This window comes from Prochlorococcus marinus str. MIT 9313 (genome assembly GCF_000011485.1).
GTDB classification, from domain to species: Bacteria; Cyanobacteriota; Cyanobacteriia; order PCC-6307; family Cyanobiaceae; genus Prochlorococcus; species Prochlorococcus marinus_D.
Map to the genome: position 1 here is coordinate 194,295 of NC_005071.1, position 25,270 is coordinate 219,564.

Sequence of the window (25,270 nt, forward strand, 5' to 3'; positions counted from 1 at the left end):
GTAGGCTTAAGAAATAGTCCAGAGAACCATTGACCTCCCTGTGATGTCTGATGCCCTCAGTTCCATAGATGATCAGCTTTCGCAGCGTTTTATTGCGCTTGATCCAAGTGGCTATTTCTTGATTCAGGTGGATGCTTCAGCTGCAGAACTGGTCGTGGAGCATTATCTGAACGATGTTGATGAACTGGGCCGAGCTACCGATCCTGTGACTGGTGAGGTTCTTGCTTGTCGGGGAGGCATACGATCCCCTGCAACTGTCTACAGGGGAAGAACTGCCAAACAGCTAGGGATTCAGCTCACAGAAGGGCAGGGGCCATATCCCTTGAGCAAGCTTGACCATGCTCTTTATCTGGGCAGGGAACTTCAGCGCGCTGAGAGCTGTCTTCTCAGCGGGACGCCATATGTTCAAGATTGAGCTTTGAGGTTCAATTCAGACAGGTTGCAAAGTTTTTTTTGGGCAGGGCTCCTCTGGTGGAAGTGATTCAAGTTGTTCGCGAATCTCTCGCTGCACAACGGATCGGTATTCCATGAAATGTTCGTTGTGGGCCAATACAACTAAGAACTGTTCAAGCATGGCTGGATTGTTTCGTGCCATGCCCAGCATGTAGCGCCAGAAACGGCTGCGGGTGTTGCGTTTGATGCCTTGTCTCCAGACGACAATGGCTAGAGCGCGAAGATCGATCCAGCTGGGTAATGTTGCCGTTCCTTGCCAACGAGGAGCTCCCATTTTTAGGTAGTAGGAGTAGACGCGATCCATATAGGCGTTGGGCTCATAAAGAGCACAGAAGGCCTCGACGTATTCGTTGGCGATATCTCGGATGGGTCTGGTGGGCTGGAAGTTCAGCAGATTGGTTTGATTGACTCCTTTGGCAGCATCCTTGTCCTCAATCAGGCGACCCTCTTTCTCTAATCGATTCCATAGGGCTGTGTTTGGCAAGGCCTGGAGCATTCCCATCATTGCGGCGGGGATGCCAGTGCGGGTTACGAAATCAACAATCCGAGCTCCTGCCCCATCTTTTTCACCATCAAATCCGATGATGAAGCCTGCCATCACTCGGATCCCATTTGCGGTGATTTTGTCGACAGCTTCATCGAGAGGATGGCGTGTGTTTTGAATCTTTCTAGCTGTTTCTAGACTGGCCTCATCAGGTGTTTCAATCCCCAAGAAAACACTTTCGAAACGCGCTTCGTGCATCATTCGCATCATCTCATCGTCATCGGCGAGATCTACAGAAGCTTCAGTAGCGAAACTAAAGGGATAGCCTTTTTCTTCCTGCCATTGTCGAATGGCTGGTAGCAACAACTTGGCATTGCGTTTATTGCCGATGAAGTTGTCATCCACAAGAAAGATCGAGCGTCGCCAGCCCAAGTCGTAAATCGACTGAAGCTCGGCAATTAATTGCTCTGGTGTTTTCGTACGTGGTTTGCGCCCATATAGCACGATGATGTCGCAGAACTCGCAATTGAATGGACAACCCCTTGAAAACTGAACGGACATGGAGTCGTACGCATCCAGCTCGAGAAGGTCGAAGCGAGGGATGGGAGTTGAGGTCACATCCGGCTTGTCCCCTTCAGCACTGAATCGGCCGCTGGTGTCACCGCGTTGAATGGCCTCTACAAACATTGGCAGGGTGATCTCTCCTTCATCCAGTACCTTGAAATCTGCTAGATCGATTTCGGGAGCTTCTGGCGTAGAGCTGGCGAATGGACCTCCAACAGCAACCGTTAGCCCACGTCTTTTGGCCTCAGCGATTTGCCGCTGCATGTCGTCTTTTTGAACGATCATCCCCGAGATCACAACAAGCTCGGCCCATTGCCACTCGGCTTCGCTGAGTTCTCGGACGTTGCGATCAACGAGCTTCATTTCCCATTCTTGAGGCAGCAGGGCTGCCACGGTGACTAGTCCGAGAGGTGGAAGCAGCACCTTGCGGTTCACCAGCTCGAGGATCTTCTCGTAGCTCCAGAATGTTTTGGGGAACTTAGGGTAGATAAAGAGAGTGCGCATGCAGATCTATGCGACAGAGAAGAGATGTGGAAGGTCGACTCGGGGCTGAAACCTCTCCGAGTGTTGGATAGGGAATTGCTGAAACCTTAGGCGCTTTGAGGAAGTGCCGGCCCGATTTCTGATCTAATGGTGTTCACCTGATTTGTTGCACATGGGCGTCGTTTTTTATTTGGTGTTCGTCGCAGTTGGCCTGGTGGCGGCATTCGCACTAACCAAGGTTCTTAAAGGCATCAAGCTGATCTGACCTCCTCTAGTACGGTTCTGCCTTTTTGCCAGAACCCCCAGAGGGCTAGGCCAAGTCCGATTCCACCTGCGGTGGCGAAGGTCGTGGATATGCCCGTTGAAATCACCATCTGAGCGGCAAGAAGGCCACTTAGCCCTCCTCCCCCAAGGAAGGCGATTTGACTTAGCCCTGCCATGCGCCCACGCAAGACCTGAGGGGACCCCACTTGGGTGATCATGTTGCAGCTGCTCAATAGGCCTGCAGTACCAGCTCCAATCAGCAGGGTCATTGTGAGGCTGAATGCTAGTGGCGTGTTTTCAGTTTGAGCCATTCCCAATTGGGCGATGGCAGTGATGAGAGCGAACCCACTCAGCGTGAGAAATGGGCGTCTACAGAATTGTTGGCTATTGCGTTGTAGGACCACCCCCCCAGCAATGCTCCCTGCTGCAAGCACGCTGGTGAACACGCCAAGATCTCTTGGATCTGAACCCAATACCTGGTCGGCGATTAGAGGGGCTAGACCAGGGTGGAAAAAACCTACCAAGCAGAGTGTTGCGGTGAAGCCCAGCACATGTCGAAGCGAAGAGCTGCTGTTGTGCCATGCATAGAGCATTGTTGATTGCTTACCCGGAACGCTGCGTTGTTCTTGGCTTCGGTTTGGATCGAGTAACCAGAGGAGACTGGCGATCGGTAGTAAGTAACTTGCGGCATCAATGCTGAGAGCAGCCGCAGGTCCTGTGATGACCAGTAACCATCCTCCTATGGGAGGCCCAAGGAGTTTGCCTACGTTGAACACAACCGCAAAACTAGAGAGATAGGGGGCCAGTTGATTGGGCTCGTCTATCAATAGGGCGCAGTATTTATTGCGGGCAGTGAGTTCGTAAGCACTCGCGATCCCGACAAGCAACGTGCTGGTTAATAGCATTGTCACGAGCGCGGTTCCTGTCATCAGAGGAATGGCCAGTGCTCCCAGTAACGCAGCTGCTAAAAGGCCCCACTGGGCTTGCACTAGAACCCGTTCACAGCCGAATCGGTCTGTGCAGGTACCTGCTGCTCCACTGACCAGCAGAGTTGGCAGGGAAAGGGCGGCGAAGTGGGCGGCAAGCAACATTGGACTGTTGGTGCCGTCCATGAGGATCCAGCCTTTTGCAGTCATTCCAGCGAACGAGCCTGCAGTACTGATGCCAGAGGCTGTCAGAAAGATGTTGCGTTGATGGGCTCGCAAACAGGGGAATGGACTCACTGAGACGTCTGGGCTGTGACCGCCATGGCGTTGGTGTCTACCAGCTGGCCGGTGAGGTCATAGACATCAGAGCCGGTAATGAAGACAGGAACCATCGTTCCTGGACTGGCCTGCAGACCTTTCTCACTAGGCAGTACCAACACCTCGCCATCGACCTCCGGAGCGAAACGATCGCAGCGGCCAATCATCGCTCCGGTTTCGGGGTTGTGCTGCTCGATCAGCACATCGATGGTGCGTCCAACCCATCTTTGGTTCCTTTCCGCTGAGATGGGTTGCTGAAGCGCCATCAATCGATCCTTGCGGGCTGCGGCGATTGACGGGTCTACCCTGTCAGGTAGATCGGCTGCGGCGGTTCCATCTTCTGGAGAAAAGGTGAACACGCCAACGTGATCAAAACGCTGCCGTTCGATGAAGGCGGCGAGGTGATTGAAGTGATCTTCAGTTTCCCCTGGGAAGCCGACGATGAGCGTGGTACGCAGGACTGCGTCTGGTAGCTGCTCACGAATCCGATCCAAGAGCCGTTCGTTCACATCCGTTTGCCAGGGACGGTTCATAGCCCGTAGCACCTCTGGATGGCTGTGTTGCAGTGGAAGGTCGAGATAGCGAAGCACATTTGGCACCTCCCGATAGGCCGCCAGCACCTCTGGAGTGAGGCCAGTGGGGTAGGCGTAATGCACCCTCACCCAGGGGATGTCTACCTCCCCCAGCGCCTGTAGCAGCTCTGCAAATTTGGGCTTGCCATAGAGGTCAAGGCCATAGTTGGTGGTGATTTGGCTGATCAGGATTAGTTCCTGCACCCCCTGCTCAGCCAGTTGGTGCGCCTCTGTCACAATCGACTCCACCGGTCGGCTGCGCTGGTCGCCACGCAGCTTTGGGATGATGCAGAAGGCACAGCGGTAATCACATCCCTCAGCAACTTTCAGATAAGCCACAGCCTGGTCAGTGGTGCGCTGCCGGGGGAGAGTCTCATCGCCCACAAACGTGGGGAATTCGCTGACATGGTTCACCCGTTCACCCGCTTCTACTCGCTTCAGCACATCGACGATGTGCTGATAGTCACCGGTGCCGACGATTGCTTTTGCCTCCGGGATTGACTCGAGCAGTTCCTCTTGAAAATGCTGGGCAAGGCATCCGGCGATGATCAGTTCCTTGCCCTGTTCTGCTAGACCAATCAACGTCCGCACCGATTCCTCCCGCGCGTCCTGGATGAAGCTGCAGGTGTTGACCACCACGACGGCGGCATCGTTTTCATCGCTGCTGACGCTATAGCCCGCTTCTGTAAGCAGTCCCAGCATGTGTTCGGTGTCAACGCGATTTTTCTCACAGCCCAAATGGGCAAAGGCCACCGATGGTTTTTCTTGTTTGTGGACTGTGGGCTTCATTGGTATGTCGGATCGCAACGCAGGCTTGGTCATTGAAAGGGTTGATTTCTGGGCTGCCTAGGCAGTTCCCGCTAGGCGCCACCCTAAAGAGAGGCTGGCTTCTTCCAGAGCTGCCACAATTCTTAGATCTGTGTAGCCGAAATGGGTTCGTCTCGCCTCACCAGCCGCCGCCGTCAGGATCAGGGGTTGAAGTGGCCTCGGATTGCGATGGCGGTGCTTGCCACCGTTGGGTTGATCGATACAGGGTCAATCACTCTGCATCGCTGGGGATGGATTGGATCTCTCTCTTGTCCTGGGGGGAATGAAGGTTGCGACAAAGTTCTCAACAGCGCCTGGGGAACGCTGTTTCAGGGAGATGGCGTATCGATTCCACTTTCATTGCTGGGCTTTTTGGCCTATTTCGTCATTTTGGTGATGGCTGTGCTGCCCTTGCTGCCAGGGCTTTCAGAGAACCGAGCAGACCTGTCCCGCCGCACATGGTGGGGGTTGTTTGCCATCTCTTGCGGTATGGCTGTGTTCAGCCTGATTTTGATCGGGTTGATGGTGTTCAAGATCGATGCGTTTTGTTTCTTCTGCGTTCTTTCTGCTGCCCTATCAATCTGCCTGTTGGTCTTGTCGTTAATTGGAGGCGGTTGGGATGATCCTGGAAAGGTGGTTTTTCGGGGTGTTCTGCTTGCCTTGGCAGTGTTGCTCGGAGGTTTGATTTGGTCTTCGGTTGTTGATCCGAGCCGTCCTGGCGTTGGTGTAGGGGGGGCAGGTGTCCCTCCAGTTGTGAAGACGACGAGTACTCCATCTGCGCTGGCTTTGGCTGAACATCTCAAAGAGACTGGTGCAGTGTTCTATAGCGCTTATTGGTGTCCTCATTGCCACGAGCAGAAGGAGATGTTTGGTGAAGAGGGCGCCGCGCAACTGCAGGTCGTTGAGTGTGCGTTAGATGGTCAGAACAGTCAAAGAGATCTTTGTGAACGCAAAGGGATTGATGCTTTCCCTACCTGGGAAATTAACGGGGAGCTCGAATCCGGAGTGAAACCGCTCAATAAGCTGGCTGATCTGAGTGGCTATCAGGGCGCGAGGCAGTTCTGAAGCAGCCCAGTTAGGACCTCACTGGCCGTGTGGAGAGGTCTTCTCCTCGCTTTTGCCGTGAGTGGCGTTGCCATTGAGGCATTTCTGCAGGGGCATCAGTTCTGAAATGTCCGCCGCGACTTTCGCGGCGGAACAAACAGGCTTCCAGCATTAAGGAGCTGGTCAACTGGCGATGGTTGAGGTCCAGAAGCAAGTTGAGGTCCCTTCTGGCTGTGTCATCGAGGTGATGGCAAATGTCTTGAGGCTGATGGCTTACCAGCTTGAGCAAAGGCTGTTCACCAATGTGCTGTAGATCCTTACGGATGCTCGCGAGGCTTTGTTTCATTCCCTTGGCAGAGCGATCTACACCGGCCGTTCGCCAGCAAAGTTCTCGCAGATCTGCGATGGCGCGAGTTAGAGACTCGGCAGTTGCAGTGCCATGGAGTTGCTGGCAGCAAGGCTCGGGGGAAGAATCTCTTTGATGAACACCCAGACGAGGCAAAGAGCCCAGGTCGATTGTGGCCATTTGTCTGGCAAATACCATGCATTCCATCAGCGAGTTGCCAGCGAGTCGGTTGGCTCCATGCACTCCGGTGCAGGCCACTTCCCCAATCGCATAGAGCCCTGGAAGATTGGTTGCGGCTTGAAGGTTGGTGGCGATTCCTCCCATCCAGTAGTGAGCTGCTGGGGCTACCGGGATCGGTTGGTTGAGTGGATCTAAACCTAATTCCCGACAGCGTTCCAGGATGGTTGGGAAACGGACCTCGGCCTGCCCTGAAGGGATGGGTGTGAGATCTAGGCCAAGATGCTGGACCCCTTGGTGATGCATGGTTTGGATGAGGGACCGGCTTACTTGGTCGCGGGGAGCAAGATCACCAGCGCTCAATTCCTTTACAGGACTTTGCCCTTGGCCATCAACCAGTACGGCACCTTCGCCTCTGACTGCTTCTGAAATCAGAAAGCATGGAGCTCCTTCCAGTTTCAGAGCTGTGGGATGAAACTGCACGAATTCAAGATCCTCGATCGTGGCGCCTGCTTGCCAGGCAAGGGCTAAGCCTTCTCCGCAGGCCTGAGCCGGATTGGTGGTGTTTGCGAACAAATGACCACCGCCACCAGTTGCCAGGACTACCGCTCTGGCCGAAAGCCAATGGAGCAGCGTTCCGTCGAGCACTTGTACCCCGTAGCAGCGATTGTGCTCAATCCAAAGCTGGGTGGCGCGTACCCCTCGCCGGTGCAAGAGGTTGGGGCGCCGTTCCACTTGCTCTTGCAGTGCTTCAACCAAGGCGCGGCCAGTTTGGTCCTGCACATGCAGCACTCTTCGATGGCTATGGGCTGCCTCCAAGGTGGTGGCTAGCGCATCACCTTCGCGGTCAAAGGCCATCCCAAGCTTCTGGAGACGTTGAACGCAGTGGGGAGCTTCTTCTACAAGTTGTCTGACAGCATCAGCATCACAGAGTCCTGCGCCTGCTTTGAGAGTGTCTTCTGCATGGCTCTCGGCGCTGTCTTTAGGTCTTGTTACTGCGGCGATGCCACCTTGAGCCCAGCGGCTGGAGGAGTGGCGGCTGGTGTTGCGGTTCAGCAAAAGCACCTTCAGCTGAGCAGGCAGCTCAAGGCAGGTCATCAGCCCTGCTGCCCCTGCGCCGATCACCACGACATCCCAGGGACCGTTAGGAATGGGCGTGGATGGGTTAGAGATACTCATGAAACCTACAAAAAAGCCGCCGGGTGAACCGACGGCTTGCGGTTGAGCTGATTTTTGAGTGAGGAATCGTTTATCTGTATTGACCGTCGTTGATCCGATCGAAACCTTCATTCACAGCAATTTCTTGGTCTGTGACAGTGAAGTTGTCTTTGTACTTGTCGAAAACAGATTTTTGTGAGGCATCAAGAACTGATGAGGCATCACTCACGCTGGCATAAGGACCGCCTACAACAATTTTTCCAGCGATGGTTGGGAACATGCCGGGGAACTGTCTAAAGGCTCGTACTGATGAGTTGTTTAGGTCCACCTTTTCGCCTCTATCTCCGAGTTTGTCGTCAGAGACATTGGCGTAGGCGGACTGGGGAAATATCAGGGCCATTAGCAGGCCTGTCATCACCAGAACCCCAGTAAGCAAGGACAACAGCCGCTTCATCAAATACTCCGCAGTGGATCGGAACAGGTCTTCCGGCTATGCCGGTCTACCAACTTTACAAGTTTGAACAGGAACTTAACCCAGGACTGTGATCAGCTTTTGCAGTTCGTTTCAGATCAAGCCGCTCAACCCTGGGTTGATTAGGGCTGCAATCAGGAAAAGTCCATCGATTATTACCGTTGTCACTAGTACTGCACTGGCTACAGCCCATGTGTTGCGAAATTCTGAAGCCAGACGGGTTTTTTGCTGCATAGCTTGCGCCAGCAGCACGATCAGCGTTGCTGCACAGACCAGAGCGATAAGGGGTAGGGGATGAAGAAGCTGCTGAGCAGTTTCGTGAAGCAATCTTGGTGCTTGCTGTAGTGGAGCCATCACCACAACAGGCCATTGATTCATGACGCCGGTCATGACCATCATCAGATCAGTGCAAGCTGTTCCAAGCAGGGAGGCCAAATAGAAACTTGAACTCAATCTCCAGCGGCTTGAAAGCCCCAACAGGGCAATAGGCAGCACTACAGATTCAACGGGTAAGTGCCACAAGGGCTGTGTTCTCAGCCATCCCCAGTAGAGGCATCCCGCGAGCCAGCTGCCGCTAACCCCGACCAAAAGTTCGCCAGCCACCGCCCATCCCCGTTGGCCGATGAGGGCAAGGGGAATGCCAAGAGCGAGCAGGAACAGCGTGAATAAGCAGGCTGATAATGGATTCAGGCGTACCCAGGGGGCCTGCACAAAAACAGGCAGCACGACTAGGGCACCTGCCCAAAGTTGCAATTGCTGAAGGTCTGAAAAATTGGCGTCGAAATCTTTTTCAGATGTTTGCGATTCGACAGGATTGCTCAGGGGTTGATTCCGTACAAATGTGCTGCTGTCGGGCTGTTTTTTTTTGATTAAGCCGCTGGACAAAGCACCCCCTCACTATGCAGTCAAGACATTGAACCTTATAAGACTCTCTGGAATTACGCTGCTTTGGCATTGGATCCATGGGGGCAATAGCCTCCATGGGTCCCCTGTTTTCGTTGATGATTCTCCTGGCTGCGACCTCTGAACTGCTGGCCGCCTGTTGGAGGAACTTGGTGCTGGGAGTGGTGCAAGGCCTTACGGAGTTTTTGCCGATTAGCAGCACAGCTCATTTGAAGGTCGTTCCCATGCTGGTTGGTTGGGGTGACCCCGGCGTCTCTGCGACAGCCGTGATCCAACTAGGCAGCATCTTGGCGGTGATCGCTTATTTCAAGAGGGATCTTGCTGAGGTCCTTAAGGGCATCGCTTTAGCGTTTAAGCATGGTCAGTGGCGTGAACCGAACGCCCGTCTCGGTCTTGCGATTGCTATTGGGACGATGCCGATTCTGTTGGCGGGTATGGCGATCAAGCTTTTCTGGCCTGGTTACGAGGCCTCTTCAATTCGCAGTCTGCCTTCAATCGCAGTGGTTTCGATTGTGATGGCTTTGCTGCTGGCATTGGCTGAGAGCTTCGGCCCGCGGCTGAAGCAAATGCATCTAGTCAAGGGGCGTGATGGCTTTGTAGTGGGCTTAGCTCAGGCGCTGGCCTTAATTCCGGGTGTGTCGCGCTCAGGTAGCACTCTGACGGCCTCGCTATTTGATGGCTGGCAGCGTCAAGATGCTGCTCGCTTTTGTTTTCTACTTGGTATCCCGGCGATCACTCTGGCCGGTCTGGTTGAACTCAAAGATGCCTTTGCTGAGCTCTCCTTAGGAGGAGTTTTGCCGCTGCTTGTTGGAATCGTTTCTGCGGCGTTCGTGTCATGGTTGGCGATTGATTGGTTGCTCAAATACCTTCAAAGCCACAGCACTTGGATCTTTGTGGTCTATCGCTTGTTGTTTGGGGTGTTAGTGCTCGCCTGGTGGTTGAGCGGCAGATCAAACTAAAACAAACCGCCCTCCTCATTTGTGTGGAATGAGCCCTCCGCTGGTGTTGCGGTGTCAGCATTGGATCCTGAATCTGCGGCGCCCCAACCACGACCTGCCGTAGTGGCATCGGTTGAGCAGGGATCGATCGGAGAGCAATTGGGCTTTGAACCCGGCGATCAACTTTTAAGTGTTAATGGGGTGCGACCAAGGGATCTGATTGATTATCGCTACCTGATAGTTGAGGAGGAGCTTCATCTCGAAGTCAGGGATGCAACCGGGGCATTCCATCAAGTGGATCTTGAGAAAGACTCTGATGATGGTTTGGGTTTGGCTTTTACAGAAGCCTTATTTGATGGGCTTCGCCAGTGCAACAACCGCTGTCCTTTCTGTTTCATTGATCAGCAGCCACTTGGCCGACGCAATAGCCTCTATCTCAAGGACGATGATTATCGCCTCAGTTTTCTCTATGGGTCTTATCTGACTCTTACCAATCTGAAAGAGGCAGATTGGCAAAGGATCGAGGCACAGCGCCTTTCACCTCTTTTTGTTTCTGTCCATGCAACTGAGCCATCCTTGAGGGCTCAGTTGCTGAAAAATCCCCGCGCGGGACTTCTGCTTGAGCAGTTGAAGTGGTTCAGTGAGCGCGATCTTCAGGTCCATGCGCAGGTGGTGGTTTGCCCTGGCTTGAATGATGGTTTGGCTCTAGATCGCACCCTGCGTGAGCTTGCTGATTTTGGAACGGGTGATTGGCCTGCTGTGCTTTCAGTGGCGGTGGTGCCGGTGGGATTGACCCGTTTCCGTCCAGAAGAAGATGGATTGTTGCCTGTTGGCTCTGCTTGTGCAAGGCGTGTAATTAGCCAGGTGGAGCTTCTTCAGGATCAGTTTCAGGCTGTTATGGGAACCCGTTTCGCGTGGCTTTCGGATGAGTGGTATCTGATTGCAGGTGCGCCTCTTCCACCTCGTAGTACCTACGAGGATCTCCCACAACAAGAAAATGGCGTTGGCAGTATCCGCTCCTTTTTGGAAGCTCTTGACCAGGCCACGGTCATTCTTCCCAAGCGGTTAAGGCAGCCCAGGCGCTGCAGTTGGGTGGTAGGTCGGTTGGTCGAACAGGCTCTGGGTCCTGCTTGTGAACGACTCAATGCGGTTGAAGGCTTGGCAGTGGAGTTACATGGGCTGCCGAGTCCTTATTGGGGGCAGGATCAGGTTGTAACCGGTTTGCTCACTGGTCATGACTTGCTTGAGGGATTGAAGGCTCTTGATCTTGGCGATCAGTTACTCCTTCCTTCAGTGATGCTGCGTCAGGGTGAGCTTGTGTTTCTAGATGACATGACTCTGGAACAGCTAAGTGAGGCGCTACAGATCTCGATACGTATCGTGCATGGGGCGGCTGACATCGTGGCCGCTGCGATGGGAGATGGACAGGAAATTCATTAAGCTCCCCGCAGTTTTCAAATTGCTGTGCGTCTGATTACCGCAAGACTGTGTCTCCTTGCAGGCGTATTGGCTCAAGGGTGCATTGGTGTTCGAGCTCAACAGTCGCTTGATGTTCAACAGCATGGCAGCAGAACTGATCAAGCGCCTGCCTCGCTAGAAGCTGAGGCTGATGGTGATGGTTCAGCTTTAATCGATCAGTCGACGCTTCCTAGCGCCATTGAGCTCAAGGGATCTCGCCCCAGGGTTGACCCTTCAGCAGTGAAGCCTGCAGCAACTAGTTTGCCTGAGCCGCTTTCTTCGCTTGGGGCCACGCCAAGTCTTGCGCTGCCAAATAAAACTTCAGAGGTGAGGATTAGGGAGCTTCGTCCTCTCAGCTTGTCTGAAGTAGAGCAATTAGCTGAAGTCAATAGTCCCACACTTAAAGCTGCAGCTAGCCAGGTCGAGCAAGCAAAGTCAAATCTTTTAGCTGCTCTTTCAGCCTGGTATCCAACTTTAAATCTTTCTTCTTCTGTCAGATTTCAAGGCTCTGAGAGTCGTCAAAACCCTGCTAATCATCAGTTGACTACTGAAGAATATACTTTTGGGGAAGAATGGATTACAAATTTTGGAGCCACTTTGAACTGGGATCTCATTGACCCTGCAAGAGTTCCTCAAATTGCATCTGCTAGAGATAGCTTTGAACAGCAGCGAGATGCTTACCTGATTGCGCTGCGTGATTTGCGTTTAAATGCTGCAAATCTTTATTTCACATTGCAGCGAGCTGATGAAGGTGTGGGTATTGGCCAAAGTGCCGTTCGCTCCTCTCTCGTAAGTTTGCGGGATGCTCAGTCACGCCTTCAGGCAGGTGTCGCGACTAAGCTTGAAGTGCTCGAAGCAGAAACTCAGCTTGCTCGCGACACTCAGTCTTTAACTCTTGCTGTAGCTCAGCAGAATACGGCACGCCGATCGCTTGCTCAACTCTTAGACTTACCCCAAGATATAACTCCTACAGCAGCTGATCCAGTTCAAATTATTGGTATCTGGCAGCCATCACTAGAGGAGAGTATTGTTGCAGCTTATGCTTTTCGTGAGGAACTTGACAGTTTAATTCTTGACATTTCTATTAATAATAGTAATGCCAATGCCGCACTTGCTGCAGTGCAGCCAGTCATTAATCTCTCTAACACTTTTCAAGCCAATCGAAGAGAGGGTGAGGTTGGCGTAACGATTGATAACTCTGTCGACTGGAAGCAACATTCATGGACCTCTGATAACACAGTTTCTTTGGGCTTCACCTGGAATATTTTTGATGGAGGGAGAGCATGGGCTCAATATCGCCAGAACAAACAGAAGGCTCAGCAAAGTGAGTTTGAATTCGCAGCAAAGCGTGATCAGGTTCGCTTAGAAGTTGAGCAAAGTTTTTTTAATCTTCGTGCCTCTAACCAAGATATCAAAACAACTAGTATTGGAGTCTTATCTTCAAGAGAATCACTTCGATTGGCGCGTTTGAGATTCCAGGCAGGAGTGACAACGCAAAGAGAGGTTGTAAATAATCAGCGTGATCTTAAACAGGCCCAGACTCTCTATGCAGATGCAATGCTGAAATACAATCAAAGCATGATCCAGCTTCGTCGCCGTACAGGTCTGGATCAGATTGCGGCTTGTGATTCCTTAGAGCTTTCCAATAAGAAGCCGAAAGATGATCTCTTTGACTCGGCCGAAGTGCCTATTAAACCTTCTCCGCTCAATCCAGCCTGCAAGGCTTCCATCCTGCAAGCTGAGTGATGAGCAGTGGGCCTTTGCCTGAATCTCTTGGTTCTTTGCAACTGAGCGCAGTTCATCAACTCCTTGATCGAGTTGCAGATCGTCAACGTCAAGATTTTGGCAATATCGTTTCCGATTTCAAGCCTGACGGTTCATTGATTACTTCTTGTGATCGTTGGAGTGATGCAGCCATCGTCGCTGGTCTTGCTCAGATTGCCGAACAGGAGGGTGTGTTGAGTGAGGAAGGTTCCAAATGCGTGCCTGATTCACCGGCGTATTGGGTTGTTGACCCTTTGGACGGCACTACGAATTTTGCAGCCGGTATCCCTTATTGGGCTATTTCCATGGCTCGCTTTGTGGGAGGAAGACCAGTGGAGGCTTTTCTGGATGTTCCTTCCCTGAACCAGAGAATTGTGGCGATTCGAGGTGAGGGGGTTTGGCGTAATGGCAAGCGGCTGACGAATGAAACGCGTTCGACTGGGAGTGCCTGTGTCTCACTTTGTAGTCGTTCCATTCGGGTTCTGCAGCGCAGGGCTGATCAACCGTTCCCCGGTAAAATTCGACTCCTTGGTGTGGCCAGTCTTAATCTGGTGAGTGTGGCCATGGGGCAAACTGTTGCTGCTTTGGAAGCCACGCCGAAGATCTGGGACCTTGCTGCGGCTTGGTTAGTCCTCAATGAGCTCAATTGCCCCATTCAATGGTTGGCTGCAGATCCTGCTCAGCTGCATCCCGGGCAAGACTTGACTGCGGCTGACTTTCCTGTTTTAGCGACTGGCTCCCATGCAGAAATGCAGCGTTTGCGCTCTTGGGGAGAGGCTTTGCTGCATGGCTGAGTCAGGTCAGGATTGAGAAAAGATTGCTAGAGGGGTATGAAATGGGCTATGTTTTTGGACTGCGCGAAGGGCTGAGCCCTGTAGCGCAGGCCACGCGATGCTGATGGCGAAAGCTTGAGGTTTCAGCGGGCGCTTACAAGATCCAGAGGAGCGATCCGCTGGTGTTGTAGGTTTTAGAAGCGATCGCAAGATCGCAGCGCCTGACACTCCTTACAAGGGAGTGGAGGAGCAGAACCTGGACAACTTAAGAGTTTAGGAACTGACGCTTTTGTCGCGTTTAGGCCCGATGAGCAGCGATCAAAAGCTGATCAAAGGGTTTGAGCAGATATGCGACGAGAGTGTGAGGTCCCGTCAAAAGAAATGAGTTGCAGAAACCTGTTACAGCATCAATTTTTGTTTTCACGGGCGAGGATTGATGTCAAAGGTGTGACAGGTGAAAGCAACGACCGGATCTGAGATCCTGGAAAGTCACAGAAGGAAGAGATTCTGAAGTGCACTCTTGTAATCCTTCTGTCAGAGGAAGGGGGCAACAACTGCTTGTCGTACGCCAGTGCGAATGAGTGGGTGAAGCAAATCAGACTGAGTGATGAGCCTGTAAGGGTTGATTGCGAGAGGGTTTGATCTACTACGGAGAGTTTGATCCTGGCTCAGGATGAACGCTGGCGGCGTGCTTAACACATGCAAGTCGAACGAACCTTCGGGTTAGTGGCGGACGGGTGAGTAACGCGTGGGAATCTGCCCTCAGGAGGGGGATAACGGTTGGAAACGGCCGCTAATACCCCATATGCCGAGAGGTGAAATGAATTTCGCCTGAGGATGAGCCCGCGTCTGATTAGCTAGTTGGTGAGGTAATGGCTCACCAAGGCATCGATCAGTAGCTGGTCTGAGAGGATGATCAGCCACACTGGGACTGAGACACGGCCCAGACTCCTACGGGAGGCAGCAGTGGGGAATTTTCCGCAATGGGCGCAAGCCTGACGGAGCAACGCCGCGTGAGGGATGAAGGCCTCTGGGCTGTAAACCTCTTTTCTCAAGGAAGAAGATCTGACGGTACTTGAGGAATAAGCCACGGCTAATTCCGTGCCAGCAGCCGCGGTAATACGGGAGTGGCAAGCGTTATCCGGAATTATTGGGCGTAAAGCGTCCGCAGGCGGCTTTTCAAGTCTGCTGTTAAAGCGTGGAGCTTAACTCCATCAAGGCAGTGGAAACTGATTGGCTTGAGTGTGGTAGGGGCAGAGGGAATTCCCGGTGTAGCGGTGAAATGCGTAGATATCGGGAAGAACACCAGTGGCGAAGGCGCTCTGCTGGGCCATAACTGACGCTCATGGACGAAAGCCAGGGGAGCGAAAGGGATTAGATACCCCTGTAGTCCTGGCCGTAAACGATGAACACTAGGTGTCGGGGGAATCGACCCCCTCGGTGTCGTAGCCAACGCGTTAAGTGTTCCGCCTGGGGAGTACGCACGCAAGTGTGAAACTCAAAGGAATTGACGGGGGCCCGCACAAGCGGTGGAGTATGTGGTTTAATTCGATGCAACGCGAAGAACCTTACCAGGGTTTGACATCCTGCGAACCTCTAAGAAATTAGAGGGTGCCTTTGGGAACGCAGTGACAGGTGGTGCATGGCTGTCGTCAGCTCGTGTCGTGAGATGTTGGGTTAAGTCCCGCAACGAGCGCAACCCACGTTTTTAGTTGCCAGCATTCAGTTGGGCACTCTAGAGAGACCGCCGGTGATAAACCGGAGGAAGGTGTGGATGACGTCAAGTCATCATGCCCCTTACATCCTGGGCTACACACGTACTACAATGCTACGGACAAAGGGCAGCGAACTCGCGAGGGCAAGCAAATCCCATAAACCGTGGCTCAGTTCAGATCGTAGGCTGCAACTCGCCTACGTGAAGAAGGAATCGCTAGTAATCGCAGGTCAGCATACTGCGGTGAATACGTTCCCGGGCCTTGTACACACCGCCCGTCACACCATGGAAGTTGGCCACGCCCGAAGTCGTTACTCCAACCCTTGTGGAGGAGGACGCCGAAGGTGGGGCTGATGACTGGGGTGAAGTCGTAACAAGGTAGCCGTACCGGAAGGTGCGGCTGGATCACCTCCTAACAGGGAGACAACAACTGATCGTGATGTCTGAGTTATTGATACTTAGGCCATGATCCTGTCACCTTAGGTCGATCGGTACCTCAAGTTGAGAATCAAAGAAAAGCTGAGTAATCAGCTTGGAGATTGATGATTGATTTTAGTTCCTAAACTTGTCTAGGTCACACCCCGCAAGGGTTACTCCTGGGCCATTAGCTCAGGTGGTTAGAGCGCACCCCTGATAAGGGTGAGGTCCCTGGTTCAAGTCCAGGATGGCCCATTCGGTGTTGGGGGTTTAGCTCAGTTGGTAGAGCGCCTGCTTTGCAAGCAGGATGTCAGCGGTTCGAGTCCGCTAACCTCCACTGACGAATCTTCTGACAACGAGCCAATGGTGAGAACCGTTGTGTGATGTGATTTAGAATTTAAGTTTGCTGGCAGACCCTAGCTTCTTATCATTCCAGGACTCAATCAATTGAGATGAGGTTGATAGGACGCTGGGCTCACTGTAATTCGCAAGAATTGCAGAGATGTTCAGCAGAACCTTGACAACTGCATAGGTAAGTCTGGAAAGAATAAAGCATCTCATGGATGCATGATTCTTGGGAATCAGCTGATGCAATCTGCGCGAGCAGAGAGCTGAGGTTGATCAACGAGAATGATGTTTGATTCTTGAGTCAAGAGCCGAGACTCTATAGCGTTCTTTCGATGTCATCGAGGCATCGAGAGTTTGATTGGTGATTCAAACCATCTTCAATGACAAACAATTCAGTTTAACTGGAGAAGTTTGAGATTGAAGCCAGGTAAATTGCTAAGAATACGTATTCAACTACGTGAAGCGTTATAGAGATTAATTGGTCAAGCTACAAAGGGCTCATGGTGGATACCTTGGCACACAGAGGCGATGAAGGACGTAGTTACCTGCGATAAGTCTCGGGGAGCTGGACACACGCTTTGATCCGGGAATTTCCGAATGGGGCAACCCCTAGTACGGCCAGCTGAATCCATAGGCTGGTGCGAGCCAACCCAGCGAACTGAAACATCTTAGTAGCTGGAGGAAAGGAAAGTAAAAACGACTCCCTAAGTAGCGGCGAGCGAACGGGGAAGAGCCTAAACCGATGGTTTCGACCATCGGGGTTGTGGGACAGCAATGTGTATCAGGGATGTTAGGAGAAGTGTTTGAATGGCACACCACAGAGGGTGAAAGTCCCGTAACCGAAAACTGAACTGAACTAGCTGTATCCCGAGTAGCACGGAGCACGTGAAATTCCGTGTGAATCCGCGAGGACCACCTCGTAAGGCTAAGTACTACTGTGTGACCGATAGCGCAACAGTACCGCGAGGGAAAGGTGAAAAGAACCCCGGGAGGGGAGTGAAATAGAACATGAAACCATGAGCCTACAAGCAATGGGAGCCCGACTAAATCGGGTGACCGTGTGCCTGTTGAAGAATGAGCCGGCGACTTATAGGCACTGGCAGGTTAAACCGGAAATGGTGGAGCCATAGCGAAAGCGAGTCTGAATAGGGCGATCGTCAGTGTTTATAGACCCGAACCCGGGTGATCTAACCATGGCCAGGATGAAGCTTGGGTGATACCAAGTGGAGGTCCGAACCGACTGATGTTGAAAAATCAGCGGATGAGCTGTGGTTAGGGGTGAAATGCCAATCGAACCCGGAGCTAGCTGGTTCTCCCCGAAATACGTTGAGGCGTAGCGTCTAGTGCTCCAGCAGGGGGGTAAAGCCACCATTTCGGTGCGGGCTGCGAGAGCGGTACCTAATCGAGATGAACTCTGAATACCCTGTGTGTAACTAGGCAGTCAGACTGTGGGGGATAAGCTCCATAGTCGAAAGGGAAACAGCCCAGACCGCCAGCTAAGGTCCCCAAATCAACACTAAGTGATAAAGGAGGTGGGATTGCCCAGACAACCAGGAGGTTTGCCTAGAAGCAGCCATCCTCAAAGGAGTGCGTAATAGCTCACTGGTCGAGCGATCCTGCGCCGAAAATGAACGGGGCTAAGTGTTGTACCGAAGCTGCGGATTTAACTTGTTAAATGGTAGGGGAGCGTTCTATGTGGGGCGAAGCGTTAGCGTAAGCGGGCGTGGACTGCATAGAAGTGAGAATGTCGGCTTGAGTAGCGAAAACATGGGTGAGAATCCCATGCCCCGAAACCCTAAGGGTTCCTCCGGCAGGCTCGTCCGCGGAGGGTTAGTCTGGACCTAAGGCGAGGCCGAAAGGCGTAGTCGATGGATAACAGGTCAACATTCCTGTACCGGTTATGTTTTGGGAAGGGGGACGGAGAAGGCTAGCCAAGCCAGATGTTGGTTACTGGTTTAAGCGTTCGAGGCGTTGAGGAGCGGCGAAAACGTTCTGAGCTAAGGCGTGAATACGAGCTGCTACGGCAGCGAAGTTGGTGATGTCATGCTTCCAAGAAAAGCCCTATACCCGTTAAGGCATAACTGCCAGTACCCGAAACCGACACAGGTAGGGTGGTAGAGAATACCGAGGGGCGCGAGATAACTCTCTCTAAGGAACTCGGCAAAATGGCCCCGTAACTTCGGGAGAAGGGGTGCCAGCGAGAGCTGGTCGCAGTGAAGAGGCCCAGGCGACTGTTTACCAAAAACACAGGTCTCCGCTAAGTCGCAAGACGATGTATGGGGGCTGACGCCTGCCCAGTGCCGGAAGGTTAAGGAAGCCGGTCAGCGTAAGCGAAGCTGGCGACTGAAGCCCCGGTGAACGGCGGCCGTAACTATAACGGTCCTAAGGTAGCGAAATTCCTTGTCGGGTAAGTTCCGACCCGCACGAAAGGCGTAACGATCTGGGCGCTGTCTCGGAGAGAGGCTCGGCGAAATAGAATTGTCTGTGAAGATGCGGACTACGTACACCCGGACAGAAAGACCCTATGAAGCTTTACTGTAGCTTGGTATTGTGCCCGGGCTCTGAATGCGCAGGATAGGTGGGAGACGTTGAAGTAGTGCTCGTGGGTGCTACTGAGTCAATGGTGAGATACCACTCTTTCAGAGCTAGGGTTCTAACGTTCACCCGTTATCCGGGGAGCGGACAGTATCAGGTGGGCAGTTTGACTGGGGCGGTCGCCTCCTAAAAGGTAACGGAGGCGCGCAAAGGTTCCCTCAGGCTGGTTGGAAATCAGTCGACGAGTGCAAAGGCAGAAGGGAGCTTGACTGTGAGACCTACAAGTCGAACAGGGACGAAAGTCGGCCTTAGTGATCCGACGGTTCTGAGTGGAAGGGCCGTCGCTCAACGGATAAAAGTTACTCTAGGGATAACAGGCTGATCTCCCCCAAGAGTTCACATCGACGGGGAGGTTTGGCACCTCGATGTCGGCTCATCGCAACCTGGGGCTGAAGTCGGTCCCAAGGGTTGGGCTGTTCGCCCATTAAAGCGGTACGCGAGCTGGGTTCAGAACGTCGTGAGACAGTTCGGTCCATATCCGGTGTACGCGCAGGAACATTGAGAGGATTTCTCCCTAGTACGAGAGGACCGGGAGGAACGCACCTCTGGTGTACCAGTTATCGTGCCAACGGTAAACGCTGGGTAGCCATGTGCGGAGTGGATAACCGCTGAAAGCATCTAAGTGGGAAGCCCACCTCAAGATGAGTGTTCCCATGGCATAAGCCAGTAAGGTCACGGGAAGAACACCCGTTGATAGGCTCTACGTGGAAGTCCAGTAATGGATGCAGCGGAGGAGTACTAATAGACCGAGGGCTTGACCATCCATTTGGTTCTTGCCCGAGAAACAAGTTTTATTCAATTCAGAGCATCATTCGCAAGGATGATGACCTATGCAGTTCTCAAGGTTCACTCCTTGGGAATGATTTTATCCTGGTGTTCATGGCGATGTGGAACCACTCCGATCCATCTCGAACTCGGTTGTGAAACGCATCAGCGGCGACGATATTTTAGGGGTAGCCCTCTGAGAAAATAGCTCAATGCCAGGTAAAACATTTCCACATGTAGATCATCAATCTTGCGAAAGAGTTGTTGATTTACCAAGAAAAAGCCACCCGCAGGGGTGGCTTTTTTGATGGCTAAGTCAGTGTGATTTTTAAAGAAGATAATCAAATAGACACCTGAGGTCTTTGATTGGCTGGTGATCATGTGGGTCTTGTTCTGGATTGCCTTCCCTAAGACTGAATAAAACACTCATGCCTGCTTTTTTTGCGGCATTACATTCTGCGCAGCTATCACTAACAAACATCACCTTTTCTACGGGAATGTTCATAGCTATGGAGATATCGCTATAGCTTTTGCTTTCTTTCTTGTTGCCAGTACGAGTATCAAACCAGTGGCTAAAGAGCGCTGTTTGATCTCCATTAGTCGTGTGTCTGTAGAGGAGTTTTTGAGCTGATATGCTGCCAGATGAATATACTGCAAGGATGTAATCTTGTTGTTTTAGTTTGTTTAGCACCTCGATCGTTTCTGGGTAGAGTGAAGAGGAGATGTCACCTTTCTCATAACCCTCTCGCCAGATTCTGCCTTGCAGATCTTTTAAAGCACTAGACTTGCGATCAATTGTTATGAGATGGTGAAGGTAACTGCAGATGTTCTCGATTTCGCTGCTGTTCTCCCTAAATGCTTTGCTTAGGAGATCTTTACTGCTCGGATCCTCATCAGCTTGCCATTCATGCCAAGCTTCATCTATGAGAGATTGAACCTCATTGTTTTCGATGTGTTCATTTAGGAATCCTTCTAGATGGGTATCAGCGTAAGGAAAGAGGGTATCGCTAACAAAGCTTGTAGGGCATGTGGTGCCTTCAATATCAAGCAAGATGTGAGTGATCACGATTTTTGGCTGCCTATAAGTTGTTCACGCCAGCAGAGCTCTAGTAGGAACTCCAAGATCTCTACATGACGCCTTGCTTCGTTGAGGCTCTCCCCCCAAGCGTATAAACCGTGCCCTGCAACCAGTAGTCCATAGGGTGCATCATTGACCAACTCGCCTGCTGCTTGGCTCAATTGGGCAAGGTTTTGGTTGTTCAATAGGATTGGCAGAGAGATTGATGTGGAATGGCTATTAATCCCTTGCAGCCCTTTGAGCATTTCCCAGCCCTCAATTGTTATTTTCCCCGTATTTTTATAGTGGTTGGATAGCCATGTTGCTGTAATCGAGTGTGTGTGTAGTACGGCCTTGGCGTTGGTCTGCTCAATGATTTTTAAATGCATATCTGTTTCAGCACTAGCCCTACCTTCTCCTTGAATCACCTTCCCCGAGCTGTCGACTTCAATCAGTTCGTCTGCCTCGATCTTTCTTTTCTCAATGCCGCTAGGTGCCATCAATAATCTCAATGGCATTTTTTGTAGAACAAGGCTGAAATTACCGCCAGTTCCATCACACCAACCACGTTGATGGAGATCGCGAATGGTGTCGCTTAGAGCTTGCCGCTGTTGCTGTGAATCGAACATTTTTGCCAGGATTCATCGTTGGCAATTGGGGCACCAGTGGGTGCCACGACCGCAAAGGCTTTCACGGCGGATGGGCGTGCTGCATATCCGGCAGGCTTGGCCTCCTCTGCGATACACCCAGGCTTGACCACCGTAGTTGCCGTTAATGCCTTCAAGATCTCTGAAGTCGCTGAAGGTTGTTCCTCCAGCACCGATGCTCACTCTGAGGACCTCCGTGAGGCAGTTGCATAAGCGTTCAAGCTCGACCTTTTTTAATTGACCTGATGGAGTGTGGGGACGGATTCTGGCTGCAAAAAGGCTTTCATCGGTATAGATGTTTCCTGCCCCTGCCACGATGGATTGATCCAAAAGTGCTGACTTGATTGGTCGTTTCGAACCCTTCAAGCGTTTGCTTAGGTATGAGGAATTGAAGGCGCTGCTGAATGGTTCTGGCCCAAGTTTTTGCAGTCCTGTGATGATTGTTTCCGGGGCGTTGCCAGGTGGAACCCACCACATTTGTCCGAAGCTGCGCGTGTCAACGAAGCGCAGTTCCTCATTTTTTTTGTTCCAGATGCGTACGCGTGTATGCGGGCAGGGTGAACTGATGGCCTCATGCCATTGAAATTGTCCTGTCATGCGCAGGTGAACGCCCCACCATCCACCATCAGGATCAGGTTCTGAATCAGCTGATGACTGGGCAATTTCATGATGTAAAGACGCCATTAAGTACTTGCCGCGTCTTAACCATGAGCCCACGTGCATGCCGCAGAGCATCTTGATAAATAGGGCAGAACCGCCAGGGCTTGCTATGGCTCGTTCTCGGCAAACCTCAACCTGGCCGATCTGAAAATCAACAAGACGGTCTGCCAATCCGCGGCGGACCGTCTCAACTTCAGGTAATTCCGGCAAGCGCCTTAGGCGCGATCGAGCTCTGATTCAGCAAAGCTGTTGGTGAGGTTGCCGTTATCGGTACCTTGCATGCCGAAGTAGTTCGTTTTCTCGAAGCGAACCAGTACCCCATATTTGCCGGTGGTGTCGACAGAGGCCACTGTGCCTACTTCATTGTGCCAGTAACTCTCCTCGCGCCTGATGCGAACTTTGTCGCCTTTTGAGATCGCCATCGCTGCGCAGGTATTGAATTCACCCATAAGACTATCGCCGTGAGTGTGTGAGTTGACTCATGCGTCACAGAATGTCGCCCCTTGGGGTGTAGGCCATGGCAGCATCCAGCCTTAAGCCAGGTGTGTTTTGGTGAGTTCGTCCGTTGCTCTTGATCCTCCTGCTATTGAGTTGGATCTGCCCGATCCGGAGCAGGACGACATCAGCACCATGGAGTTTCTTGCTCGACTCGAGCAAGCCTGGGCCTTGTGCGATCGCTTTGATTTGCAAACTGAGATTTGGCGGGGGCGAATCCTTAGGGCAGTTCGGGATCGTGAGAAGCGCGGTGGTGAGGGGCGTGGTGCTGGCTTTTTGCAGTGGTTGCGTGAACGGGAGATCAGTAAGACCCGTGCTTATGCCCTGATTCAGCTGGCTGATTCGGCTGAGAACTTGCTGGCAGAAGGAATGCTGGAGGAGAGCAGCGTGAATCAATTCTCTAAAAGGGCCTTCATGGAAACGACGCAGGCTGTTCCAGAAGTGCAGATGATGATTTCCGAGGCAGCCAATGAAGGTCAAGAGATCACTCGCAAGCAGGTTCGCCGATTGACAGATGAGTTCACGTCTGCCACAAGCCCCCTGTTGCCGGAGGAGATCCGCCAGCGCACGCAGGAGAATCTTTTGCCTCCCAAGGTTGTGGCTCCTCTGGTAAGAGAGCTGGCAAAACTGCCGGAGCTTCAGCAGGAAGATCTCAGGCGAGCTTTGCGGGAGGAGCCAGAACTGGATTGCATTAAGGATGTAACCAGCACAGCACGCTGGATCAGTAAGACCACAGAGGCCAGCGAGGCGGTGAGGGCTTTCCAGCAAGGTGAACTCAACCTGGAGAAGGCCATGCATGAGGCTCAGCGTCTCGATGCTTTGGGTTTGCTGGCTGATGCTGTCTCTCAGGCTCAGTCTTTAGAAGCCTCCGTTCTGAAGCTGCATACGGCCTGGCGACGATTGGGTGGCTTGCAGGAACGCCTTTGGGTGGAAAGTGGCAGCAGTACCCCTTATCTCCGTGATGTTTTGGGTGCTTTGCAGAGCCTTAGCGGGGCAACCTTGAGGGTGTCGCTTGGGGAGTTAGCGGGAGGGAAACGGGTTCGCTTGCAGCTGGTGGAGGAGGCTCCTGACCAGCTCGAGCCGCCGCCGCTGCCTTGAGTTCGAGATCGTGCCATCAGGCTTGGCGCTCGTTATCTTGAGGGCGCTATTGGTGGTGTGAAGTGGATCCAATGATCGAGGCCCTGCACCATCACTATGGCTGGGATGGTTTCAGGCCTGGTCAACGTCCTGTGGTGGAAGCGATTCTTGCGGGTCAGGATGTTCTGGCGGTGCTTCCCACCGGTGGTGGTAAATCGCTTTGTTATCAGCTGCCAGCGCTGTTGCGTGATGGTCTGGTGGTGGTGATCTCTCCCTTGGTGGCTTTGATGGAGGATCAGGTCATGCAGCTGCAACGGCGGGGGATTGCCGCCGCTTGTTTGCATGCTGGCCTGGATCCGGAGCGCCGTCGCGATGCACTGGTTCGCTTGCGAGATGAGCGCTTGCGTTTGCTTTATCTGGCTCCCGAGCGCTTGCAAGGTGAGGCCACGCGGCAATTGATCGAGGACACAGCTGCGCAGGGAAAGTTGGTGGCACTAGCTGTTGATGAGGCCCATTGCATCAGTGCTTGGGGCCATGATTTCCGGCCTGATTACCGTCGCCTGGGGCAGGTGCGCCGCCTCTGCCCAGGTGTGCCTGTGGTTGCTCTCAGTGCTACTGCGGCTCCAAGGGTGCGTGCCGACATCATCCGCCTCTTGGCTCTTCGCCGGCCGCAGGTGCAGGTTTGCTCGGCCCGGCGCAATAATCTCCACTACGCCATGCGGCGGCGTTCGAAAGATCCTTTGCCCGATGTGCTCGAGGCTTTAAAGGGATCACGCGGTGCCACGCTGATCTATGCCAGAACGCGTCGCTCTGTGGAGCAATGGGCAGAGCGGTTGCAGGCGGCGGATGTTGCGGCTACTGCTTATCACGCCGGGCTTGACCCGGAGGTGCGCCAGCAGGCGCTGGCTGATTTCCTAGATCAAGAGAAGCCTGTGCTGGTGGCCACCGTGGCCTTTGGCATGGGTGTAGATCGCAGCGATGTGGGATTGGTTCTGCATTTGAATCTGCCTGCAACGCCGGAGGGCTATTTGCAGGAGTCTGGCCGGGCCGGGCGTGATGGACTGCCGGCCGATTGCTTGGTGTTGTTTTCTCCTGGTGATCGCACCAGCCTTGGTTGGGCGATGCATGCTTCCGCTCGCCGTTGTGCTGATGAGAACGCTACGCAGGAGATTCAGATGCGGTTGGAGCTGGCGCAGCAACAGTTGCGGCGTATCGAGGCGGTAGCAGAAGGGGAGTTTTGCCTGGAGCAAGGGCTTTTGCTTGCCGTTGGTGAATTGGTGCCGCCTTGTGGTCGCTGCGATCGCTGTCAGCAGACTGCCCGCCGCCGTGATTGGTCTGAGCAAGCCTTTGCTGTGCTTGAGGTGCTCGAAGATCGCAAGGGCATGAATCTTCGCAGTCTCAGTGAAAGCCTTTCGTCCACTACAGGCCGCAAGCAAGAGCGTTGGGGTTGGTTGGCTCGCAGGTTGGTGCAGGAAGAGCTGATTACGGAGAGCAATGATGGTGTACAGCGGCTCTATTTACGTGAGAGCGGTCGGCGCTTTTTACGCCAACCCTGGCCGCTGCACTATGCGGCCTGAGTGCAGCCCTCGAT

At 52.9% G+C, this 25,270-nt stretch carries 19 protein-coding genes, 2 tRNA genes and 3 rRNA genes; 14 read left to right on the plus strand and 10 right to left on the minus strand.

The window, feature by feature from the left end; genetic code table 11:
• Positions 1 to 43 precede the first annotated feature (43 nt).
• Positions 44 to 415, plus strand: a complete 372-nt coding sequence (locus AKG35_RS00855; RefSeq protein ID WP_041384238.1) for a DUF4346 domain-containing protein — start codon at positions 44 to 46, stop codon at positions 413 to 415.
• Positions 416 to 430: 15 nt separating this feature from the next.
• Here AKG35_RS00855 and AKG35_RS00860 read toward each other — a convergent pair whose 3' ends face one another.
• A complete protein-coding gene (locus AKG35_RS00860; protein ID WP_011129551.1) occupies positions 431 to 2,005 on the minus strand; it encodes a B12-binding domain-containing radical SAM protein in 1,575 nt (524 codons plus the stop codon).
• A 151-nt stretch (positions 2,006 to 2,156) separates the two neighbouring features.
• Between AKG35_RS00860 and AKG35_RS00865 the strand changes: the two genes are divergently transcribed.
• Positions 2,157 to 2,249, plus strand: coding sequence for a cytochrome b6-f complex subunit PetL (locus AKG35_RS00865; RefSeq protein ID WP_041384239.1), 93 nt, complete (start codon positions 2,157 to 2,159; stop codon positions 2,247 to 2,249).
• Here AKG35_RS00865 and AKG35_RS00870 read toward each other — a convergent pair.
• Positions 2,236 to 3,471 (minus strand): MFS transporter, encoded by a 1,236-nt coding sequence (locus AKG35_RS00870; protein ID WP_011129553.1) that lies wholly within the window; start codon positions 3,469 to 3,471, stop codon positions 2,236 to 2,238. The genes AKG35_RS00865 and AKG35_RS00870 overlap by 14 nt on opposite strands.
• Positions 3,468 to 4,886, minus strand: a complete 1,419-nt coding sequence (gene rimO / locus AKG35_RS00875; protein WP_011129554.1) for a 30S ribosomal protein S12 methylthiotransferase RimO — start codon at positions 4,884 to 4,886, stop codon at positions 3,468 to 3,470. Before rimO ends, AKG35_RS00870 begins: the two co-directional genes overlap by 4 nt.
• Before the next feature lie 108 nt (positions 4,887 to 4,994).
• Here rimO and AKG35_RS00880 point away from each other — a divergent pair, with 108 nt between their 5' ends.
• Positions 4,995 to 5,936 carry a vitamin K epoxide reductase family protein gene (locus AKG35_RS00880; protein WP_011129555.1) on the plus strand — a complete coding sequence of 314 codons (942 nt, stop codon included), beginning with the start codon at positions 4,995 to 4,997 and terminating at the stop codon, positions 5,934 to 5,936.
• A gap of 10 nt (positions 5,937 to 5,946) precedes the next feature.
• Here the strand turns inward: AKG35_RS00880 and nadB are convergent, their stop codons facing one another.
• The 3 genes from nadB to AKG35_RS00895 form a co-directional block, all read right to left on the minus strand.
• Positions 5,947 to 7,617 carry an L-aspartate oxidase gene (gene nadB, locus AKG35_RS00885; protein WP_011129556.1) on the minus strand — a complete coding sequence of 557 codons (1,671 nt, stop codon included), beginning with the start codon at positions 7,615 to 7,617 and terminating at the stop codon, positions 5,947 to 5,949.
• 70 nt (positions 7,618 to 7,687) lie between these two features.
• Entirely contained in the window at positions 7,688 to 8,050 is a 363-nt protein-coding gene (gene psbU, locus AKG35_RS00890) for a photosystem II complex extrinsic protein PsbU (protein ID WP_011129557.1), read from the minus strand.
• A 111-nt stretch (positions 8,051 to 8,161) separates the two neighbouring features.
• Positions 8,162 to 8,953, minus strand: coding sequence for a DUF3120 domain-containing protein (locus AKG35_RS00895; RefSeq protein WP_011129558.1), 792 nt, complete (start codon positions 8,951 to 8,953; stop codon positions 8,162 to 8,164).
• 95 nt (positions 8,954 to 9,048) lie between these two features.
• Here AKG35_RS00895 and AKG35_RS00900 point away from each other — a divergent pair, with 95 nt between their 5' ends.
• The 9 genes from AKG35_RS00900 (at position 9,049) to rrf (ending at position 19,964) form a co-directional block, all read left to right on the plus strand.
• Positions 9,049 to 9,930: an undecaprenyl-diphosphate phosphatase gene (locus tag AKG35_RS00900; protein WP_157859763.1), complete on the plus strand. Its 882-nt coding sequence runs from the start codon at positions 9,049 to 9,051 to the stop codon at positions 9,928 to 9,930.
• Positions 9,931 to 9,951: 21 nt separating this feature from the next.
• Positions 9,952 to 11,349, plus strand: coding sequence for a TIGR03279 family radical SAM protein (locus tag AKG35_RS00905; RefSeq protein WP_041384240.1), 1,398 nt, complete (start codon positions 9,952 to 9,954; stop codon positions 11,347 to 11,349).
• A gap of 279 nt (positions 11,350 to 11,628) precedes the next feature.
• Positions 11,629 to 13,113, plus strand: coding sequence for a TolC family protein (locus AKG35_RS00910; protein WP_328284562.1), 1,485 nt, complete (start codon positions 11,629 to 11,631; stop codon positions 13,111 to 13,113).
• Positions 13,113 to 13,925 (plus strand): inositol monophosphatase family protein, encoded by an 813-nt coding sequence (locus tag AKG35_RS00915; RefSeq protein ID WP_011129562.1) that lies wholly within the window; start codon positions 13,113 to 13,115, stop codon positions 13,923 to 13,925. Before AKG35_RS00910 ends, AKG35_RS00915 begins: the two co-directional genes overlap by 1 nt.
• A 624-nt stretch (positions 13,926 to 14,549) precedes the next feature.
• Positions 14,550 to 16,034: ribosomal RNA gene (locus AKG35_RS00920) — 16S ribosomal RNA — on the plus strand.
• Between the two features lie 182 nt (positions 16,035 to 16,216).
• Positions 16,217 to 16,290, plus strand: a tRNA-Ile gene (locus tag AKG35_RS00925).
• A gap of 9 nt (positions 16,291 to 16,299) precedes the next feature.
• Positions 16,300 to 16,372, plus strand: a tRNA-Ala gene (locus tag AKG35_RS00930).
• 491 nt (positions 16,373 to 16,863) lie between these two features.
• Positions 16,864 to 19,740: ribosomal RNA gene (locus tag AKG35_RS00940) — 23S ribosomal RNA — on the plus strand.
• Between the two features lie 107 nt (positions 19,741 to 19,847).
• Positions 19,848 to 19,964 (plus strand): 5S ribosomal RNA (rrf, locus tag AKG35_RS00945).
• Together the 16S, 23S and 5S rRNA genes with 2 tRNA genes alongside form the textbook arrangement of a ribosomal RNA operon.
• A 107-nt stretch (positions 19,965 to 20,071) precedes the next feature.
• On the opposite strand, the gene mtnC is transcribed toward rrf, so the two are convergent.
• Genes mtnC through AKG35_RS00965 form a run of 4 tightly spaced genes read right to left on the minus strand, consistent with a single transcriptional unit; the run spans position 20,072 to position 22,529 of the window.
• Positions 20,072 to 20,794 carry an acireductone synthase gene (mtnC, locus tag AKG35_RS00950; RefSeq protein ID WP_236069611.1) on the minus strand — a complete coding sequence of 241 codons (723 nt, stop codon included), beginning with the start codon at positions 20,792 to 20,794 and terminating at the stop codon, positions 20,072 to 20,074.
• Positions 20,795 to 20,805: 11 nt separating this feature from the next.
• Positions 20,806 to 21,429 carry a methylthioribulose 1-phosphate dehydratase gene (gene mtnB, locus AKG35_RS00955; RefSeq protein WP_011129564.1) on the minus strand — a complete coding sequence of 208 codons (624 nt, stop codon included), beginning with the start codon at positions 21,427 to 21,429 and terminating at the stop codon, positions 20,806 to 20,808.
• 12 nt (positions 21,430 to 21,441) lie between these two features.
• Complete coding sequence (locus tag AKG35_RS00960) at positions 21,442 to 22,317, minus strand: DNA-formamidopyrimidine glycosylase (protein ID WP_011129565.1); 876 nt, start codon at positions 22,315 to 22,317, stop codon at positions 21,442 to 21,444.
• Positions 22,318 to 22,322: 5 nt separating this feature from the next.
• Positions 22,323 to 22,529 (minus strand): photosystem I reaction center subunit IV, encoded by a 207-nt coding sequence (locus AKG35_RS00965; RefSeq protein WP_011129566.1) that lies wholly within the window; start codon positions 22,527 to 22,529, stop codon positions 22,323 to 22,325.
• Positions 22,530 to 22,659: 130 nt separating this feature from the next.
• Between AKG35_RS00965 and AKG35_RS00970 the strand changes: the two genes are divergently transcribed.
• Together AKG35_RS00970 and AKG35_RS00975 are read left to right on the plus strand one after the other, a co-directional pair.
• Positions 22,660 to 23,700, plus strand: a complete 1,041-nt coding sequence (locus AKG35_RS00970; RefSeq protein WP_011129567.1) for a hypothetical protein — start codon at positions 22,660 to 22,662, stop codon at positions 23,698 to 23,700.
• 71 nt (positions 23,701 to 23,771) lie between these two features.
• Complete coding sequence (locus AKG35_RS00975; protein ID WP_011129568.1) at positions 23,772 to 25,256, plus strand: RecQ family ATP-dependent DNA helicase; 1,485 nt, start codon at positions 23,772 to 23,774, stop codon at positions 25,254 to 25,256.
• The last annotated feature ends 14 nt before the right edge of the window (positions 25,257 to 25,270 follow it).

What these genes read in the sequence shown, in the direction of transcription:
- AKG35_RS00855 (WP_041384238.1), top strand. Translation starts at nt 44, where the DNA reads ATGTCTGATGCCCTCAGTTCCATAGATGATCAGCTTTCGCAGCGTTTT.
- AKG35_RS00860 (WP_011129551.1), bottom strand. Translation starts at nt 2,005, where the DNA reads ATGCGCACTCTCTTTATCTACCCTAAGTTCCCCAAAACATTCTGGAGC.
- AKG35_RS00865 (WP_041384239.1), top strand. Translation starts at nt 2,157, where the DNA reads ATGGGCGTCGTTTTTTATTTGGTGTTCGTCGCAGTTGGCCTGGTGGCG.
- rimO (WP_011129554.1), bottom strand. Translation starts at nt 4,886, where the DNA reads ATGACCAAGCCTGCGTTGCGATCCGACATACCAATGAAGCCCACAGTC.
- AKG35_RS00880 (WP_011129555.1), top strand. Translation starts at nt 4,995, where the DNA reads ATGGGTTCGTCTCGCCTCACCAGCCGCCGCCGTCAGGATCAGGGGTTG.
- nadB (WP_011129556.1), bottom strand. Translation starts at nt 7,617, where the DNA reads ATGAGTATCTCTAACCCATCCACGCCCATTCCTAACGGTCCCTGGGAT.
- psbU (WP_011129557.1), bottom strand. Translation starts at nt 8,050, where the DNA reads ATGAAGCGGCTGTTGTCCTTGCTTACTGGGGTTCTGGTGATGACAGGC.
- AKG35_RS00900 (WP_157859763.1), top strand. Translation starts at nt 9,049, where the DNA reads ATGGGTCCCCTGTTTTCGTTGATGATTCTCCTGGCTGCGACCTCTGAA.
- AKG35_RS00915 (WP_011129562.1), top strand. Translation starts at nt 13,113, where the DNA reads ATGAGCAGTGGGCCTTTGCCTGAATCTCTTGGTTCTTTGCAACTGAGC.
- mtnB (WP_011129564.1), bottom strand. Translation starts at nt 21,429, where the DNA reads ATGTTCGATTCACAGCAACAGCGGCAAGCTCTAAGCGACACCATTCGC.
- AKG35_RS00965 (WP_011129566.1), bottom strand. Translation starts at nt 22,529, where the DNA reads ATGGCGATCTCAAAAGGCGACAAAGTTCGCATCAGGCGCGAGGAGAGT.
- AKG35_RS00975 (WP_011129568.1), top strand. Translation starts at nt 23,772, where the DNA reads ATGATCGAGGCCCTGCACCATCACTATGGCTGGGATGGTTTCAGGCCT.